Genomic DNA, 16,556 nt, shown 5'->3' on the forward strand with positions numbered 1-16,556 from the left:
ACAAAACACCGGAGACAAAAACCATGCAGTTCACGCACGAGCACCGCGAGATCCAGAAAACCCTCAAACGCTTCATCGACGAAGAGATCAACCCCCATGTGGACGAGTGGGAGGCGGCCGAGATCTTCCCCGCGCACGAGGTCTTCAAGAAGATGGGTAACCTGGGCCTGCTGGGCCTGTGCAAGCCCGAGGAATACGGCGGTGCGGGCCTGGACTATTCGTACAGCCTGGCCATGGCCGAGACGTTGGGCCACATCCACTGCGGCGGTGTGCCCATGGCCATTGGTGTGCAGACCGACATGTGCACCCCGGCGCTCGCGCGCTACGGCAGCGAAGAACTCAAGCGCCAGTTTCTGGCCCCGGCCATTGCGGGCGATACGGTGGGCTGCATTGGCGTGAGCGAGCCGGGTGCGGGCAGCGATGTGTCGGGCATCAAGAGCGTGGCGCGCAAGGATGGCGACGACTACGTGATCACCGGCCAGAAGATGTGGATCACCAACAGCCTGCAGGCCGACTGGATGTGCATGCTGGTCAACACGGGCGAAGGCCCCGTGCACAAGAACAAGAGCCTGGTCATGGTGCCCATGCGCGACGGGCCCGGAGGCAAGCTCACCAAGGGCATCGAGGTGGCGCAGAAGATCCGCAAGATCGGCATGCACAGCAGCGACACGGGCCTGATCTACTTTGACGAAGTGCGTGTGCCGCAGCGCTACCGCATCGGCGCCGAAGGCCAGGGCTTCATCTACCAGATGCAGCAGTTCCAGGAAGAGCGCCTGTGGTGCGCGTCCAGCACGCTCGAATCGCTGAACCACTGCATCCAGTGGACCATCGACTATGCGCAAGAGCGCAAGATGTTTGGCGCCACGCTGGCCGACCAGCAGTGGGTGCAGTTCAAGCTGGCCGAACTCAAGACCGAGGTCGAGGCCCTGCGCGCACTCGCCTACCGCGCCTGCGATCTGTATGTGAACGGGCAAGATGTGCTGGAGCTGGCCAGCATGGCCAAACTCAAGGCTGGGCGTCTCAACCGCGAGGTGCCCGACACCTGCCTTCAGTTCTGGGGCGGCATGGGCTACACGCTGGAGAACAAGGTCTCGCGCATGTACCGCGACGGGCGGCTGGCGTCGATTGGCGGCGGTGCGGACGAGGTGATGCTGGGCATCCTGTCCAAGCTCATGGGCATCGCCAAAAAGCCAGTGCATTGACGCCATGGCCGAAGCACTGTTGATTCACCGCGCGCCGCTGTCCAGCGGTTGTGTGGAAACCTGGACGCTGAACGACCCCGGCAGCCGCAACGCATTGTCGGAGCCGATGGTGGATGCCCTGCTTGCCGCGTGCGAGCGGGCCACTGCTGATGCCGACCTGCGCGGCGTGGTGCTGCGCGGCGCGGGCGGGCATTTCTGCGCCGGCGGCAGCCTGGGCGGTTTTTCCAAGACCATCGGCCAGCCGTTGGCGGTGGGCGAGGCCGACCCGCTGGTGCCCCTGAACCGCCGTTTTGGCGTGCTGCTGCAGGCACTGTGTGCGCTGCCGCAGTGGCTCATCGTGGCGGTGGAGGGTGCCGCCATGGGTGGCGGCTTCGGGCTGGTGTGTTGCGCCGACCGCGTGCTGGCCCACACCAGCGCGCAGTTCGCCACGCCCGAGGTCACGCTGGGCATCGTGCCCGCGCAGATCGCGCCGTTTGTGGTGCAGCGCCTTGGCCCCACATCGGCGCGGCGTTGTTTGCTGACGGGTGAGCGGTGGGATGCCGTTGCCGCCCAGCGCTTTGGTTTGGCCGATGACGTGGTGCAGGGCGACATGGACGCGGCCGTGCAGACAGCCATCGCGCGCCACGCCGCTGCAGCCCCCCTGGCCGTGGCCGCCACCAAACGCCTGCTGCTGGCCCAGCCAGATGTGCCGTTGCCTGCGTTGCTTGATGATGCAGCCGTTGCCTTTGCGCAGGCACTGCGCGGGCCAGAGGCGCCACAAGGGCTGGCTGCGTTTACAGCGCGCAAAGCGCCACCATGGAGCGCACAGCTATGAAAAAAATCCTCATCGCAAACAGATCCGAGATCGCCCGCCGCATCATTCACACCGCCCACCGCATGGGTATCGAAACCGTCGCCGTCTATTCCGACCCCGACACCCATGCCCTGCACGTGCGCGAGGCCACGCAAGCTGTCGCGCTGAGCGGCGCCACCAGTGCCGACACCTACCTGCGCACCGACAAACTGCTGGCGGCAGCCCGCGCCACCGGCGCCGACGCAGTACACCCCGGCTATGGCTTTCTCAGCGAGAACGCAGACTTTGCCCAGGCCGTGGTGGACGCCGGCCTGACCTGGATCGGCCCGCCGCCCGCCGCCATTCGCGCGCTGGGCAGCAAGGCAGGCGCCAAGGCGCTGGCGGCGGCACACGGTGTGCCTTGTCTGCCCGGCTATGCGGGCGATGACCAGCGTGATGAGCGTTTTGTGGCCGAGGCCGCGCGTGTTGGCACGCCCCTCATGGTCAAGGCCGTGGCGGGCGGTGGCGGGCGCGGTATGCGACTGGTGACAGACGCAGCGCAGTTGCCTGCCGCGCTCGCCAGTGCCCGGTCGGAAGCGCTGGCGGGCTTTGGGTGTGGCGATTTGCTCATCGAGCGCGCTCTGCTGCAGCCGCGCCATGTGGAGGTGCAAATTTTTGCCGATGCCCACGGCGCTTGCATCCATCTTGGCGAGCGCGACTGCTCGGTGCAGCGCCGCCACCAAAAGCTCGTCGAAGAGTCACCCAGCCCGGCGGTGGATGCCGTGCTGCGCGAGCGCATGGGCGCGTGCGCAGTGGCGCTGGCGCAGGCTGCGGGTTATGTGGGCGCGGGCACGGTGGAGTTTCTGCTCGATGGAAGCGATTTCTATCTCATGGAGATGAACACCCGCCTGCAGGTGGAGCACCCGGTGACCGAAGCGCTCACCGGGCTGGATCTTGTGGAGTGGCAGATTCGCGTGGCACGTGGCGAGCCGTTGCCCATCACGCAGTCGCAGGTGGTGCTGCAAGGCCACGCCATCGAGGTGCGCCTGTGTGCCGAAGACGCGCACTTTCGCCCCCACACGGGCCGTGTGCTGCAGTTCAGCGCGCCAGCCGCCACGGCCTTCGAGCGTGCCGCCATGGGTGCGCTGCGCTTCGACCATGCGCTGGAAGAGGGCGCCGAGGTCTCGCCCCACTACGACGCCATGCTGGGCAAGCTCATCGTGCACGGGCCCACACGGGCCGACGCCATAGCAGCCCTGGTGCGCGCGCTGCATGGCACGCGCGTGCTGGGCCTGCCCACCAACCGCGCGTTTCTGGCGGCCTGTCTGCAGCATCCGGTGTTTGCAAGCGGGCAAGCGCTGGTGCCGTTTCTCGCAGAGCATGCGGCAGAGTTACAAGGTTTGCTATTAAAAGAGGAGCTGCTTGCGCTTATTCCATCAGCGCTAGGTGCCATTTTTGCTTCAAACCCAGCGCCCAGTTTGCCCTGTACGCTGACCCGCCCGCTGCGCCTGCGCCACCAGGGGCAGGTGCATGCCGTGGCCGTGCGCGAGCTGGGGGGCGGGCGGCTACAGGTGGAGCACATCGGCGCCGAGCCCGCGTCCACCACGCTGCAACTGCCCCAGCGCGGCGTGCACAGCGTTGCCGTGGACCCGCTGCGCTGGCACTGGCAGGCGGGCGGAGTGGATGGTTGGGTGGAAGACGCATCGTGGGAGCCCTCCGCACGCGCAGGTGCCGCTGGGGGCGCCACCGAGCTGCGCGCGCCCTTCAACGGCAAGGTGGTTGCGTTGCCTGTGGCCGTAGGCCAAGCCTTGGCGGCGGGTGACACCGTGGTGGTCATCGAATCCATGAAGCTAGAACACAGCCTGGCCAGCCCCGTGGCCGCCACGGTGGCCGAGCTGCTGGTGGCGCCCGGCCAGCAGGTGGCGCCGGGGCAGGTGCTGGCGCGTTTTGCGCCTGCTCCCCAAGGAGCCACCGCGTCATGACTGCCATGGATGAAGAGCGTACGGCGCTCGCCGACACCGTTACCCGCTTCGCCCGCACCGAGATAGCCCCGCATGTCGATGCATGGGACGCGGCGGGCGAGTTTCCGCGTACGCTGTATCGTCGCGCGGCCGACCTGGGCCTGCTCGGCCTGGGCTACCCAGAGCAATACGGCGGCACACCCGCCAGCTATGCGCTGCGTCTGCCGCTGTGGCGCGCGCTCAGCCGCCACGGCGCCAGCGGCGGTGTGCTGGCCAGCCTGCTGTCGCACAATATCGGCCTGCCGCCCGTGCTGGCCCATGGCCGCGATGCCGTGCGCGCCGAGGTCATCCCGCCCGTGCTGGCGGGCGAGCAGATCGCCGCGCTGGCCATCACCGAGCCCGGGGGCGGGTCCGACGTGGCGCAGATCAAGACCACCGCGCGGCGCGAGGGCGACGACTACATCGTCAATGGCGAAAAGGTGTTCATCACTTCGGGCATGCGTGCGGACTGGATCACGGTGGCCGTGCGCACTGGCGATGCGGGGAGCAAAGGTGCAGGTGGCATCTCCATGCTGCTCATCCCCGGCCACAGCGCAGGCCTGTCGCGCAGCAAGCTCGACAAGATGGGCTGGCTCTGCTCCGACACCGCCCACCTGCGCTTCGACAATGTGCGCGTGCCCGCCCGCTACCTGCTGGGCGAAGAGGGCGCGGGCTTTCGCATCATCATGTCCAACTTCAACAGCGAGCGTTTTGGCCTGGCGGCGTCGGCCCTGGGTTTTGCCGAGGCCTGCTACGACGAAGCCCTGGCCTGGGCCCGCCAGCGCAAAACCTTTGGCACCGCGCTGGTGGAGCACCAGGTCATCCGCCACAAGCTGGTGGACATGCAGATGCGCATCCAATCCACCGCAGCATGGTGCGAATCTGTGGCTGCGTTGGCCGATGCGGGCCGCACCGGGCCCGAGTGGGTAGCGCAGGTGTGCCTGCTCAAGAACCACGCCACACAAACCATGCAGTTCTGCGCCGACCAGGCCGTGCAGATCCTGGGCGGCATGGGCTTCATGCGCGGCACCGTCAGCGAACGCATCTACCGTGAGGTCAAGGTCATGATGATCGGCGGCGGTGCGGAAGAAATCATGAAGGACCTGGCTGCAAAGCAGTTGGGAATTTGACACTGTAGCCATGGGCCAAGAGCTCACCTCTACCGCCACCGTTCGGGCTGAGCTTGTCGAAGCCAGGGCGCCTAAGCCCCTCAGGCCGAACGGTCGGTGGAGTGCGAGGCCAGAGACACCACCGTTGATCGGAGACACACACCATGACCCCTCACGCAACCGCCACCGACAAAGCCATCATCACCTGCGCCATCACCGGCGTGCTGACCGACCCCGGTCAGCACCACGTACCCGTCACGCCCGAGCAACTGGCCAAAGAAGCCCGCCGCGCCTACGACGCCGGTGCCGCCGTGGTGCACGTGCACTTTCGCAACCAGGAGCCCGGCAAAGGCCACCTGCCCAGCTGGGACCCGCAGGTGGCGCGCGACTGCGTGCAAGCCATGCGCGAGGCCTGCCCCGGCCTGATCATCAACCAGACCACCGGTGTGGTCGGTCCCCACTACCAGGGCCCGCTCGACTGCCTGCGCGCCACCCGCCCCGAGATGGCGGCCTGCAACGCCGGCTCACTCAACTACCTGAAGGTACGCAGCAACGGCACCTGGGCCTGGCCCCCCATGCTGTTCGACAACCAGCCCGCCAAGGTCAAGGACTTCATCGACGTGATGCTGGAGACGGGCACGCTGCCCGAGTTCGAATGCTTCGACGTGGGCATCGTGCGCTGCGTGGAGATGTATGTGCAGACCGGCATGTACACGCAGGGCCTGCCCGAATACAACTTCGTGATGGGCGTCGAATCCGGCATGCCCGCCGACCCGGACCTGCTGCCCATTTTGCTCAAGCTGAAGATCAAGGACGCCCCCTGGCAAGCCACCGTCATCGGCCGCAGCGGGATCTGGCCCGTGCACCAGCGCGTGGCCGAGCTGGGCGGGCATTTGCGCACGGGGCTGGAAGACACGTTCTATCTGCCGGATGGGACCAAGGCGGAGTCGAATGGGCCGTTGATTGAGCAGTTAGCGCGGTATGCAAGGAATGCGGGGCGGGAGGTGGCTTCGCCGCAGGAGGCGCGGGGGATGTTGGGGTTGAAGTATGTAAATGCTGAGGTTGCCGATGTATGAGGGGGCTATTTTTTAAGCCCTTTGCATTTAAGTGATCAACGCAGCGCGCGAGGTGTGCCTTGGGAGGATGCTGGCCGCTAAACCACTCGATCCCGGCCTATTCATCCTTGCAAATTGATCGGCCGTCGATCAATTTGCAAGGAACTTTGCAGCGAATGAGAAACACCCTAGATAGTCTGCACAAGTGCATTCCTCCTGTGGATCGCGTTGGTCCGATCACAAGGTCACGAGGCGCGGTTCTGTAAGGAGCCATGCATCGAGATACTTGCTAACATTTCGCGGAAGCTTCCGCAAGTGCTGCCTGCGTTCCGTTTGGCCCCTCTCTTTTAAGCTGCGTTGGCAGCAGGAAAGCAACAAGTCGCTGGTAAACTACTGGATGAAAAAACAGAGGTTTGCAATGGAGTTGCGCGATGAGATCAGTTGAACTTTTCGCTGGTGCTGGCGGCCTCGCGATGGGATGTGAGATCGCTGGATTCGAACATTTAGCTGTAGTGGAGTGGGACAAATGGGCCTGCGACACTGTCCGTGAGAACCAGAAGCGAGGCTACCCCATCTTGGCTGGCTGGAATTTGCATGAAGGGGATGTTCGAGCGTTTGACTGGTCGTCGATTCCGAAGGACATTGAACTGCTGGCCGGTGGGCCTCCTTGTCAGCCATTCTCAATTGGGGGCAAGCACAAGGCACATCACGACGGCCGCGACATGTTTCCGGCTACTGTCGAGGTCATTCGACATCTGCGGCCCAAAGCTTTCATCGTGGAAAACGTCAAAGGGCTGACGCGATCAGCCTTTGCCAACTATTTCCACTACATCCAACTGCAGCTGGAGTTTCCCGAACTACCGCCTCGCTTAGATGAGGATTGGGCTGAGCATTTGGCGCGCTTGCAAATGGAGAAAAGTTCCGGAAAGCGCAAAGGTAGTGGGCTTACCTATAACGTTATACCTACCTTGGTGAATGCCGCCGACTATGGCGTGCCACAAAAGCGTGAACGCGTATTCATCATTGGATTCCGGGATGATTTAGAAATCGAGTGGTCTTTTCCCGCTCCTACCCATAGCTACGATGCTCTGCTCTACGAGCAATGGATCAGCGGGGCATATTGGCGACGTCATCGTATTTCCCAACCGGAGATGCCTGACAAGATTGCAGCGCGTGTAGCCACGCTTAGGACCTTAAAAGAGCCACGGACTACCTTGCCGTGGCGCACTGTGCGCGATGCAATTCAAGGGTTGCCGGACCCCGAGTCTTCAACAGCTTTCCGGGTACCTAATCATGTGTTCCAGCCCGGAGCGCGTGTCTACCCCGGTCATACGGGGAGCCCGCTTGATTTACCAGCCAAGACACTAAAGGCGGGTGGTCATGGTGTTCCTGGCGGTGAAAACATGCTTGTAAAGGATGATGGGAGCGTGCGTTATTTCACGGTCCGTGAAAGCGCCCGAATTCAAACCTTTCCCGATGGCTTCCATTTTCACGGAAGCTGGTCTGAAACCATGCGGCAACTCGGCAATGCAGTGCCTGTTGTCTTGGCGCAGCGCGTTGCAAGTTCCGTAGCTGAACAATTGGCTTTGGCCGAGCTGAAACGAGTTGCCTCAATGGTGCCAAGCGTTAAGAGGAAAAGTGCGTGACTGGGCAGATTATTCCATTCAATCCGCTTGACAAGAAGAACCTTGGCGCAAGTGTTGCTGAGGCCTTGTTGACCAAAGAAGTTTATCCGCTTGGCCGTTTGCCAGTGTTTGAGGGTGCCGGTATCTATGCGATTTACTACACAGGTAGTTTTCCCGCATATCAACAGCTAACGCGCTTGAACTGCGACCGCAAGTTCCTGCTTCCTATTTATGTGGGTAAGGCGGTCCCCGCAGGTGCCAGGATGGGGGCTAGCTTGGAGCTAGCGGCGGGGAAGGTCCTGGGCAAGCGACTCAAAGAGCACGCAGATAGCATCAAAGCAGTCACAAACCTGAATATTGATGATTTCTACTGCCGGTTCTTGGTGGTGGACGATATCTGGATTCCACTCGGCGAGTCATTGATCATCGCGAGGTTTACTCCGATTTGGAACTCCCTGATCGATGGTTTTGGAAACCACAACCCTGGCAAAGGGCGACACGCAGGCATGCGCCCGCGCTGGGACGTATTGCACCCTGGTCGTGGCTGGGCGGCCAATCTTGCAGAGCGCGCCGAAACTGCGCAACAGATCGCCCAGGATGCAGAAACGTATTTGAAAGTTCTGCCTGCGTGCCTATCGGGTCAGTTTATTGATGCAGAGGGTGAATAGGGTGTGAGGCGCTGCAGGCTGTTTCTCCGTCAGTACGCAGGTTGAAAATTCTCAACCGTTGCCCGGGCCCTCGCAGCCAGCGCAAACCCCGCTCCATACTTCGTCGCCAGTTCATCCGCCCGCTGCAAGAACGCCTCAACACCCATCCCATAAATAAACTGCATCGCCCCCCCCGTCCACGCCGGAAACCCAATCCCAAAGATCGACCCGATGTTCGCGTCATGCACGCTGGTCAGCACGCCCTCGGCCAGGCAACGCGCGGTTTCAATCGCCTGGCGGTAGAGCAAACGGTCCTGAATCTCCAGCACGCTCCATTCCACGCCGGGCTTTTCGAACAGGCCTTTCAGCTCCGGCCACAGGTGCTTCTTGGCGCCTGCGGGGTAGTCGTAAAAGCCACCCCCACCGGCGCGGCCGGGGCGCTTCAATTCTTTGACCATGCGCTCCACCAGCAGCTCGCCGGGCGTGGCGCCATAGGTCTTGCCTTCTGCGGCATAGTCCGCACGCGTTTGCTCCAGCACGTGCACGCTCAGGGTCAGCGCGGTTTCGTCCAGCACGGCCAGCGGGCCCACGGGCAGGCCGGCCTGCATGGCGGCGTTTTCAATCGCGGCGGCGGGGATGCCTTCGCCCAGCATGGCGGCGCCTTCCATGACGAAGGTGCCGAAGGTGCGACTGGTGTAGAAGCCGCGTGAGTCATTGACCACGATGGGCACCTTGCCCAGGGCCTGCACGTAGTCGAAAGCGCGGGCCACGGTTTCGTCATCGGTCTGTTTGCCGCGAATGATCTCCACCAGCTTCATCTTGTCCACGGGGCTGAAGAAGTGGATGCCGACAAACTTCTCGGGCTTGCTGCTGGCAGTAGCCAAACCGCTGATGGGCAGGGTGGATGTGTTGCTGGCAAAGAAGCCGCTGGGCGCGAGCTGCGGCTCGGCCTCTTGTGTGACTTTGGCTTTCAGCTCGCGGCTTTCGAACACGGCTTCGATGATGAGGTCGCAGCCCGCCAGGTCGGCCGCGCTGGCGGTGGGGGTGATGCGCGCGAGCAGCGCTTGCTGCGCCTCGGCCGTCATGCGGCCCTTGTCCACGCGGGCTTGTGTGAGCTTGGCGCTGTAGGCTTTGCCGACCTCGGCCTTTTCGGCGCTCACGTCTTTGAGCACAGTGGCGATGCCTCGGTTGGCCTGGGCCCAGGCGATGCCCGCGCCCATCATGCCTGCGCCCAGGATGCCGACTTTTTGCGGCTTGTAGCGTGGAGCTGTGCCGGGGCGTGACTTGCCGCTCTTGATCGCGTTCATGTCGAAGAAGAACGTGTTGATCATGTTGTGCGCCACGGGGCCGGTCATCAGGCGGGCGAGGTAGCGGCTTTCGATGCGCAGGGCGGTGTCGTAGTCCACCAGCGCGCCTTCGGCCATGGCGGCCAGCGCGGCCTCGGGGGCGGGGTAGCGGCCGCGCGTGGTCTTCTTGAGCATGGCGGGTGCCACCGTGAGGGCGCCAGCAATCTTGGGGTTGGCGGGTGTGCCGCCGGGCATTTTGTAGTTCTTGTCGTCCCACGGCTGTACTGCGTGCGGGTGGGTGGCGATGCGGGCCAGGGCGGCGGGCAGCAACTGCTCGCGGGTAGCGACCAGCTCGTGCACCAGTTGCAGCTCCAGCGCCTCGGCAGGGTTGAAGAGTTTGCCTTCCAGAATGTAGGGCTGCGCGCCCATCAGGCCCAAGAGGCGGGTCATCTTGGTCACGCCGGTGGCGCCGGGCATGAGGCCCAGCGTCACCTCGGGCAGTCCGAACTGGATCTTGGCGTCGGCCACGGCGATGCGGTAGTGGGCGACCAGGGCTACCTCCCACCCGCCGCCGAGTGCCGCACCGTTGAGGCAGGCCACCACGGGGATGCCCAAGGTTTCCAGCGTGCGAAAGTTCTTTTTCAGCCGCTCGATCTCGCCAAACACGGCGGGTGCGTCGGCGGGCGTGAGGCGCATCGTGGCCTTGAGGTCGGCGCCCGCAAAGAAGCTGGTTTTGGCGGATGCGAGCACGATGCCTTTGAGCGCAGAGCCCAGGCGTTCGCGGTCGGTGACCACCTGGGCCGTGACCTCGCTCAGGTCCTGCTGCCACTGGCCGCACATGGTGTTGACGGGGGAGCCGGCTTCGTCAAACGTGATGACGGCGACCTGGCCTTCTGTGCCCTGGGCGGGGATGAGTTCGTAGCGGATGGTTTGCATGATGTTCTTGTCTCCTGCCCGTTCAGATACGTTCAACAATCGTTGCGATGCCCATGCCGCCGCCGACGCACAGCGTGGCCAGGCCGTAGCGCTGGCCCCGGCGGTGCAGTTCGTCAATCAGGGTGCCCAGAATCATGGCGCCCGTGGCGCCCAGCGGGTGGCCCATGGCGATGGCGCCGCCGTTCACGTTGACCTTGTCGTGTGGCACGCCCAGCTCGCGCATGAAGCGCATGGGCACGGCGGCAAAGGCTTCGTTCACTTCAAACAGGTCGATCTGGTCGATGGTCATGCCTGCGCGTGCCAGCGCCTTTTTGGCGGCAGGCACGGGGCCGGTGAGCATGATGGTGGGGTCGGCGCCGCTGAGCGCCGTGGCCACGATGCGCGCGCGCGGCGTGAGGCCGTGGGCCTTGGCGGCGGCCTCGTTGCCGATCAAAACGGCGGCGGCGCCATCGACGATGCCCGAGGAGTTGCCCGCATGGTGCACGTGGTGGATGCGCTCCACCTGCGGGTAGCGCTGCAGCGCCACGGCGTCAAAGCCCATGCCGCCCAGTTGCTCGAACGAGGCCTTGAGCGCGCCCAGGCCTTCAAGCGTTGTCTTGGGCTTGATGAACTCGTCTTCCGCCAGGATGGTCTGGCCGATGAAGTCGCGCACGGGAACGACGGAGTTCTTGAAGTAGCCCGCGGCGCGCGCGGCTGTGGCGCGGCGCTGCGATTCAAGCGCGAAGGCGTCCACGTCGGCGCGGGTGTAGCCGTCCAGCGTGGCGATGAGGTCGGCGCCGATGCCCTGGGGCACGAACAGGGTTTCTGAATTGGTGGCGGGGTCTTGTGCCCAGGCGCCGCCGTCCGCGCCGATGGGCACGCGGCTCATGCTTTCCACGCCACCGGCCACCACCAAATCCTCCCAGCCGCTGCGCACCTTTTGCGCGGCCAGGTTCACGGCCTCCAGGCCCGATGCGCAGAAGCGGTTGACCTGCACACCCGCGCAGCGAAAGTCCCACCCGGCCTTGAGCGCTGCCACCTTGGGCAGAACGGAGCCCTGCTCGCCCACGGGCGAGACGATGCCCATGACCACGTCGTCCACCGCCGCCGTGTCAAAGCGGTGCCGCGCCTGCAGTTCGGTGAGCAGGCCCACGAGCAGGTCGATGGGCTTGACCTCGTGCAGGGTGCCGTCCTTCTTGCCCTTGCCGCGCGGGGTGCGCAGCGCGTCGAATACGTAGGCTTCGGTCATGGTTGTCTCTCCATCATTTGAATGAAATTGGCCTCTGGCGCTTGTTCATCAAGCACGAGCAGCTATAAATAACGTAGCATTCTCAGCGTGCGGGCAGTCCCATCCCGCGTGAGATCACCTCTTTCATGATCTCGTTCGTGCCGCCATAGATGCGCTGCACCCGCGCATCGGCATAGGCGCGGGCGATGGGGTATTCCCACATGTAGCCGTAGCCGCCGAAGAGCTGCACACATTCGTCCATCACCTTGCATTGCAGGTCGGTCGTCCAGTACTTGGCCATGCTGGCGGTCTGGGTGTCGAGCTGGTCGCGCGTGACCAGCTCGCAGCATTTGTCCACGAACACCCGGGCCACCTGCACCTCGGTCTGCAGCTCGGCCAGGCGATAGCGTGTGTTCTGGAACGAGGCCACGGGCTGGCCGAAGACCTTGCGCTCCCTGACATAGTCCACCGTCCAGTCGATGGCGGCCTGGGCGGCGGCCACGGCGGTGATGGCGATCTGCAGGCGCTCCCACGGCAGCTGCTCCATCAGACAGATAAAGCCGCGCCCTTCCATGGCGGGGCCGCCCAGCAGGTTCTCGGCGGGCACCTTCACGTCGTTGAAGAACAGCTCGGAAGTGTCTTGTGCCTTCATGCCCACCTTCTTGAGGCGCTGGCCTTTTTCAAAGCCGGGCATGCCGCGCTCCACCAGCAACAGGCTGGTGCCCTTGGCGCCAGCGGCCGGGTCGGTCTTGGCGACCACGATCACCAGGTCGGCATGCCAGCCGTTGGTGATGAAGGTTTTGCTGCCGTTCAGCACATAGTGCGAGCCATCGGCACTCTTGATGGCCGTGGTCTTGATGCCCTGCAGGTCGCTGCCCGCGGCGGGCTCGCTCATGGCGATGGCGCCCACCATCGCGCCGCTGGCCATCTGCGGCAGGTAGTGGCGCTTTTGCTCTTCGGTGCCGTAGTGCAGGATGTATGGCGCCACGATCTCGCTGTGCAGACTGAACCCAATGCCCGTGGTGCCCGCGCGTGCCAGTTCTTCCATCTGCGCCACCGAATACAGCTTGTCGGCCCCCGCGCCGCCGTATTCCTCGGGCAGGCTCATGCACAGAAAGCCGTTGGCGCCCGCTTGGCTCCATACCTCGCGCGCCACGTAGCCCTGGTCTTCCCAGTCTGCGTGGTGGGGGGTGACTTCTTTCTCGATGAAGCGGCGGAAGCTGTCGGCAAACGCCTGGTGGTCGCTTTGAAAGAGGGTGCGTTCGATCATGGTGGTCAGCGGGTTATTTTTGCGAAGTTACTGCTTGGTTAAATTAATTTTGCCACTGACTGGAAGGAAACGCACGCCCTGAAATGCAACAAGCCGCCCGAAGGCGGCTTGAGGTGGTTGCGCTCAATGATTCAACCGCCGTTCGGGCCGCGCTCGCCGAAGCCGCGTGCTGCGCTTCGACAGGCTCAGCGTGAACGGACGGGGGCTCAGGGCTTCACATAGTCCGACACCACCTTCCACTTGCCATCGGTGATCTGCGACAGGCGCGACAGGTCGCTGCCCAGGCGCTTCTTGGGGCCGAAGGTGGCTTCTGCACTACCGAACATGTCGGGCGGGATCACCATGGTGTCCATGGCCTTGATGAAACTGTCGGTGCTGAGATTGGTGCCTGCCTTTTGTGCGGCCTTGATGAAGGCATCGACCGCGTTGTAGCCATAGACCGAGAACACCGTCGGGTCTTCGTTGAACTTGGTCTTGTACTTGTTGGCCCAGAAGCGGATCGGCTGGCTGGCTTCATCCAGGTAGGGGTGCTGCACCGTCATGGTGGCGTACAGGCCGTCCATGGGTTTTCCGCCCAGCTTGTGGATGAGGTCGGTGTAGGCGGCGCTGGAGCCCAGGAAGGTGGGGCTGAAGCCCGTCTTGCGCGACTCGCCAATCGTGCCGATGGTCTCGCGGATGATGGTGCCCAGGATCACGAAGTCGCAGCCTGAGGACTTCATCTTGGCGACCTGCGAGGAGAAGTCGGTGGCCCCGCGTTTGTACGAGGTCTTCTCGGCGAACTCCATGCCTATGGACTTGAGCGCCGCTTCGCCGCCGCGCATCACTTCGAGCCCGAACTCGTCATCCTGGTAAATGGTGCAGACCTTCTTGGCGTCCTTTTCCTTGATGAGCTTGGGTGCGGCCAGGCGGATCTGGTCGTAGTAGGTGGCGGCGAACGAATACTTGAGCTTGTGGAAGGGCTCATACATTTCGCGCGCGGCCGTCACAGGAAAGAAGTTGATCACGTTCTTGCTGAACTGCACGGGCATGGCGGCCAGGTTCTGCGCCGTGCCGATGTGCGCGACCATCATGAAAATTTTGTCCTGGTTCACGAGCTTCTGCGCGGCCAGCACGGCTTTCTTGGGGTCGTAGCCCGAGTCTTCCACCTTGAGGTCGAGCTTGCGGCCATTGACGCCGCCCTGCTCGTTGGCTTCGTCCACGCGCAGCATCATCCCCAGCCGCACCTGCTTGCCAAAGCCCGCCAGTGGGCCTGACAAGTCCTGGATGGAACCCAGGGTGATGGTGTCTTTGCTCACGCCCTGGCTGGGCTGCGCCTGCGCAGCACCGCTGGCCATGGCCACGATGGCCAGCGCGGCAATGTGATGAAGTTTCATGGGACGTCTCCTTTGGTTGGATAGAAACACGATGGCTCGTTATAGAACGATGCCCAGGGTGGGGCACCAGCACTTTCCCTATCTCGGTCGGGCGCTGGGCTGGCGGAGCGCCCAGGCTTCGACAAGCTCAGCCCGAACGGTTGTTGGGGTGCGTGGAACCAATCGGCGCCCATTCCCCGCCCGTTCAGCCTGAGCCTGTCGAAGGCCCATCCCTACCGGTACATCGCCTCAATCTGGCTCGCGTACTTTTGCTGCACCAGCTTGCGCTTCAGCTTCATGGTGGGAGTCAACTCTTCATCTTCGGCCGTGAGCTGGGTGTCGAGCAAAAAGAACTTCTTGATCTGCTCCACGCGCGCGAACTTGGCGTTCACGCGGTCGATCTCGGCCTGGATCAGGTCCTGCACTTCGCGGGCGCGCGTCAGGCTGGCGTAGTTGCTGAAGGGAACGTCGCTGTCCTGCGCAAACTTCTCCACGTTCTCCTGGTCGATCATGATGATCACCGTGAGGTAGGGCAGTTTGTCGCCGATCACCACGGCGTCCGTCACGTAGGGGCTGAACTTGAGTTCGTTCTCCAGCTCGCTGGGCGTGATGTTCTTGCCGCCCGCCGTGATGATGATGTCCTTCATGCGGTCCGTGATGCGCAGGTAACCGTCAGCGTCGATGCTGCCCACGTCGCCCGTGTGCAGCCAGCCGTCGGCGTCGATGGTCTCGGCCGTCTTCTCGGGCTGGTTGAGGTAGCCCTTGAACACGTTGGGGCCGCGCACCAGGATCTCGGCCGTGGTGGGGTCGATGCGCACCTCGTTGTAGCCGGCGGCCGGGCCGATGGAGCCTGGCTTGATGCGGCTGGCGGGCACGCCGGTGGAGACGCCGCAGGTCTCTGTCATGCCCCACACTTCCAGCATGGGCACGCCCAGGGCCAGGTACCACTTCACCAGTTCGGGCGAAATGGGTGCGGCACCGGTGACGAGAAAACGCGCGCGGTGAATGCCGATGAGTTTGCGCACGTTGTTGAGCGCCAGAAGGCGCGCCAGCATGAACTGCGCTTTCAGCACACCGCCTACGGGCTGACCCGCCAGCACCAAATCGGCAATGCGCGTGCCCACGCCGATGGACCAGGCATAGGCCGCTTGCTGCAGGCGCGTGGATTCTTTGAGTGCGATCATCACGCCGGAGTAGAACTTCTCCCACACCCGTGGCACGGCGGTGAACACCGTGGGCGCGATCTCGCGCACGTTCTCTGGCACGGTGTCGGGGTTTTCCACAAAGTTCAGGCGCGCGCCTGTGTAGAGCGAAAAGTATTCGCCGCCCATGCGCTCGGCAATGTGGCACAGCGGCAGAAAACACATGGTCTCGTCCGCCTCGCTGCGCGAGACCAGTGTGTTGTAGCCGCGCACGGAATAGGTGAGTGCGGCATGCGTTTGCATGGCGCCCTTGGGCTTGCCCGTGGTGCCAGATGTATAGACGAGGATGGCCACGTCTTCGGGCTTGCATGCCTGAACGCGGCGGTTGACTTCATCAGGATGTTGCGGGTTCCAGGCGCGGCCCAGCTCCCGCAGGGCCTGCAGGCTCAACACATCGGGGTCTTCGAGGCCGCGCAGGCCTTCCATGTCGAACACGACGATCTTGCGCAGCAACGGCAACTGCGCACGCACCTCCAGCGCCTTGTCGAGCTGCTCGTCGTCCTCCACAAACAGCACGGTGGTGTGTGAGTCCTCGCTCAGGTAGTGCACCTGGGCTGCGGCGTCTGTGGGGTAGATGCCGTTGGCGACCCCGCCGCAGCTCAGCACGGCCAGGTCGGCCAGCACCCATTCAATGTTGGTGTTCGACAGGATGGAGGCGCACTCGCCCGGCGCAAAGCCCATCGACATCAGGCCGCCCGCAATCTCGCGCACGGCCTCGGCGGTCTGGTCCCAGGTCCAGCTCTTCCAGATGCCCAGCTCCTTCTGGCGCATCCATACGCGTGGGCCGCGCTCGGCCACCGCATTCCAGAACATGGCGGCGATGGTGTCGCCCGCCAGCACGTCGGTGTTTACGGGCTGAATGTGTGAGAGATCCCAGAGGTTGGACATCGCGT

The 16,556-nt window shown here is 63.7% G+C and carries 12 protein-coding genes; 7 read left to right on the plus strand and 5 right to left on the minus strand.

Features of this window, described 5'->3' with window-relative positions; translation table 11 throughout:
* The first annotated feature begins 23 nt into the window (after window positions 1-23).
* From Q0105_RS19585 to Q0105_RS19615, 7 genes are all read left to right on the plus strand, one after another.
* A complete protein-coding gene (locus Q0105_RS19585) occupies window positions 24-1,202 on the plus strand; it encodes an acyl-CoA dehydrogenase family protein (RefSeq protein WP_298214210.1) in 1,179 nt (392 codons plus the stop codon).
* A gap of 4 nt (window positions 1,203-1,206) precedes the next feature.
* A complete protein-coding gene (locus tag Q0105_RS19590; protein ID WP_298214212.1) occupies window positions 1,207-2,016 on the plus strand; it encodes an enoyl-CoA hydratase/isomerase family protein in 810 nt (269 codons plus the stop codon).
* On the plus strand, window positions 2,013-3,956 hold the full coding sequence (locus Q0105_RS19595; RefSeq protein ID WP_298214214.1) for a biotin carboxylase N-terminal domain-containing protein: 1,944 nt from the start codon (window positions 2,013-2,015) through the stop codon (window positions 3,954-3,956). The genes Q0105_RS19590 and Q0105_RS19595 overlap by 4 nt, the downstream gene beginning before the upstream one ends.
* A gap of 5 nt (window positions 3,957-3,961) precedes the next feature.
* Window positions 3,962-5,104 (plus strand): acyl-CoA dehydrogenase family protein, encoded by a 1,143-nt coding sequence (locus Q0105_RS19600; protein ID WP_298214458.1) that lies wholly within the window; start codon window positions 3,962-3,964, stop codon window positions 5,102-5,104.
* A 143-nt stretch (window positions 5,105-5,247) separates the two neighbouring features.
* Window positions 5,248-6,159: a 3-keto-5-aminohexanoate cleavage protein gene (locus tag Q0105_RS19605; RefSeq protein WP_298214216.1), complete on the plus strand. Its 912-nt coding sequence runs from the start codon at window positions 5,248-5,250 to the stop codon at window positions 6,157-6,159.
* 410 nt (window positions 6,160-6,569) lie between these two features.
* Window positions 6,570-7,784 carry a DNA cytosine methyltransferase gene (locus Q0105_RS19610; protein WP_298214218.1) on the plus strand — a complete coding sequence of 405 codons (1,215 nt, stop codon included), beginning with the start codon at window positions 6,570-6,572 and terminating at the stop codon, window positions 7,782-7,784.
* On the plus strand, window positions 7,781-8,431 hold the full coding sequence (locus Q0105_RS19615; protein ID WP_298214220.1) for an Eco29kI family restriction endonuclease: 651 nt from the start codon (window positions 7,781-7,783) through the stop codon (window positions 8,429-8,431). The genes Q0105_RS19610 and Q0105_RS19615 overlap by 4 nt, the downstream gene beginning before the upstream one ends.
* A gap of 29 nt (window positions 8,432-8,460) precedes the next feature.
* Here the strand turns inward: Q0105_RS19615 and Q0105_RS19620 are convergent, their stop codons facing one another.
* From Q0105_RS19620 to Q0105_RS19640, 5 genes are all read right to left on the minus strand, one after another.
* Entirely contained in the window at window positions 8,461-10,632 is a 2,172-nt protein-coding gene (locus tag Q0105_RS19620) for a 3-hydroxyacyl-CoA dehydrogenase NAD-binding domain-containing protein (protein ID WP_298214222.1), read from the minus strand.
* Between the two features lie 22 nt (window positions 10,633-10,654).
* Window positions 10,655-11,860: an acetyl-CoA C-acetyltransferase gene (locus tag Q0105_RS19625; protein ID WP_298214224.1), complete on the minus strand. Its 1,206-nt coding sequence runs from the start codon at window positions 11,858-11,860 to the stop codon at window positions 10,655-10,657.
* Window positions 11,861-11,942: 82 nt separating this feature from the next.
* A complete protein-coding gene (locus tag Q0105_RS19630) occupies window positions 11,943-13,109 on the minus strand; it encodes an acyl-CoA dehydrogenase family protein (RefSeq protein WP_298214226.1) in 1,167 nt (388 codons plus the stop codon).
* A 206-nt stretch (window positions 13,110-13,315) separates the two neighbouring features.
* Entirely contained in the window at window positions 13,316-14,482 is a 1,167-nt protein-coding gene (locus Q0105_RS19635) for an ABC transporter substrate-binding protein (RefSeq protein ID WP_298214228.1), read from the minus strand.
* Window positions 14,483-14,694: 212 nt separating this feature from the next.
* Window positions 14,695-16,551, minus strand: a complete 1,857-nt coding sequence (locus Q0105_RS19640; RefSeq protein ID WP_298214230.1) for a long-chain fatty acid--CoA ligase — start codon at window positions 16,549-16,551, stop codon at window positions 14,695-14,697.
* Between the last annotated feature and the right edge of the window lie 5 nt (window positions 16,552-16,556).

This window comes from Acidovorax sp., assembly GCF_027492855.1.
GTDB lineage: Bacteria > Pseudomonadota > Gammaproteobacteria > Burkholderiales > Burkholderiaceae_C > Acidovorax.

What these genes read in the sequence shown, in the direction of transcription:
- Q0105_RS19585 (WP_298214210.1), top strand. Translation starts at nt 24, where the DNA reads ATGCAGTTCACGCACGAGCACCGCGAGATCCAGAAAACCCTCAAACGC.
- Q0105_RS19590 (WP_298214212.1), top strand. Translation starts at nt 1,207, where the DNA reads ATGGCCGAAGCACTGTTGATTCACCGCGCGCCGCTGTCCAGCGGTTGT.
- Q0105_RS19595 (WP_298214214.1), top strand. Translation starts at nt 2,013, where the DNA reads ATGAAAAAAATCCTCATCGCAAACAGATCCGAGATCGCCCGCCGCATC.
- Q0105_RS19600 (WP_298214458.1), top strand. Translation starts at nt 3,962, where the DNA reads ATGGATGAAGAGCGTACGGCGCTCGCCGACACCGTTACCCGCTTCGCC.
- Q0105_RS19605 (WP_298214216.1), top strand. Translation starts at nt 5,248, where the DNA reads ATGACCCCTCACGCAACCGCCACCGACAAAGCCATCATCACCTGCGCC.
- Q0105_RS19610 (WP_298214218.1), top strand. Translation starts at nt 6,570, where the DNA reads ATGAGATCAGTTGAACTTTTCGCTGGTGCTGGCGGCCTCGCGATGGGA.
- Q0105_RS19620 (WP_298214222.1), bottom strand. Translation starts at nt 10,632, where the DNA reads ATGCAAACCATCCGCTACGAACTCATCCCCGCCCAGGGCACAGAAGGC.
- Q0105_RS19625 (WP_298214224.1), bottom strand. Translation starts at nt 11,860, where the DNA reads ATGACCGAAGCCTACGTATTCGACGCGCTGCGCACCCCGCGCGGCAAG.
- Q0105_RS19630 (WP_298214226.1), bottom strand. Translation starts at nt 13,109, where the DNA reads ATGATCGAACGCACCCTCTTTCAAAGCGACCACCAGGCGTTTGCCGAC.
- Q0105_RS19635 (WP_298214228.1), bottom strand. Translation starts at nt 14,482, where the DNA reads ATGAAACTTCATCACATTGCCGCGCTGGCCATCGTGGCCATGGCCAGC.
- Q0105_RS19640 (WP_298214230.1), bottom strand. Translation starts at nt 16,551, where the DNA reads ATGTCCAACCTCTGGGATCTCTCACACATTCAGCCCGTAAACACCGAC.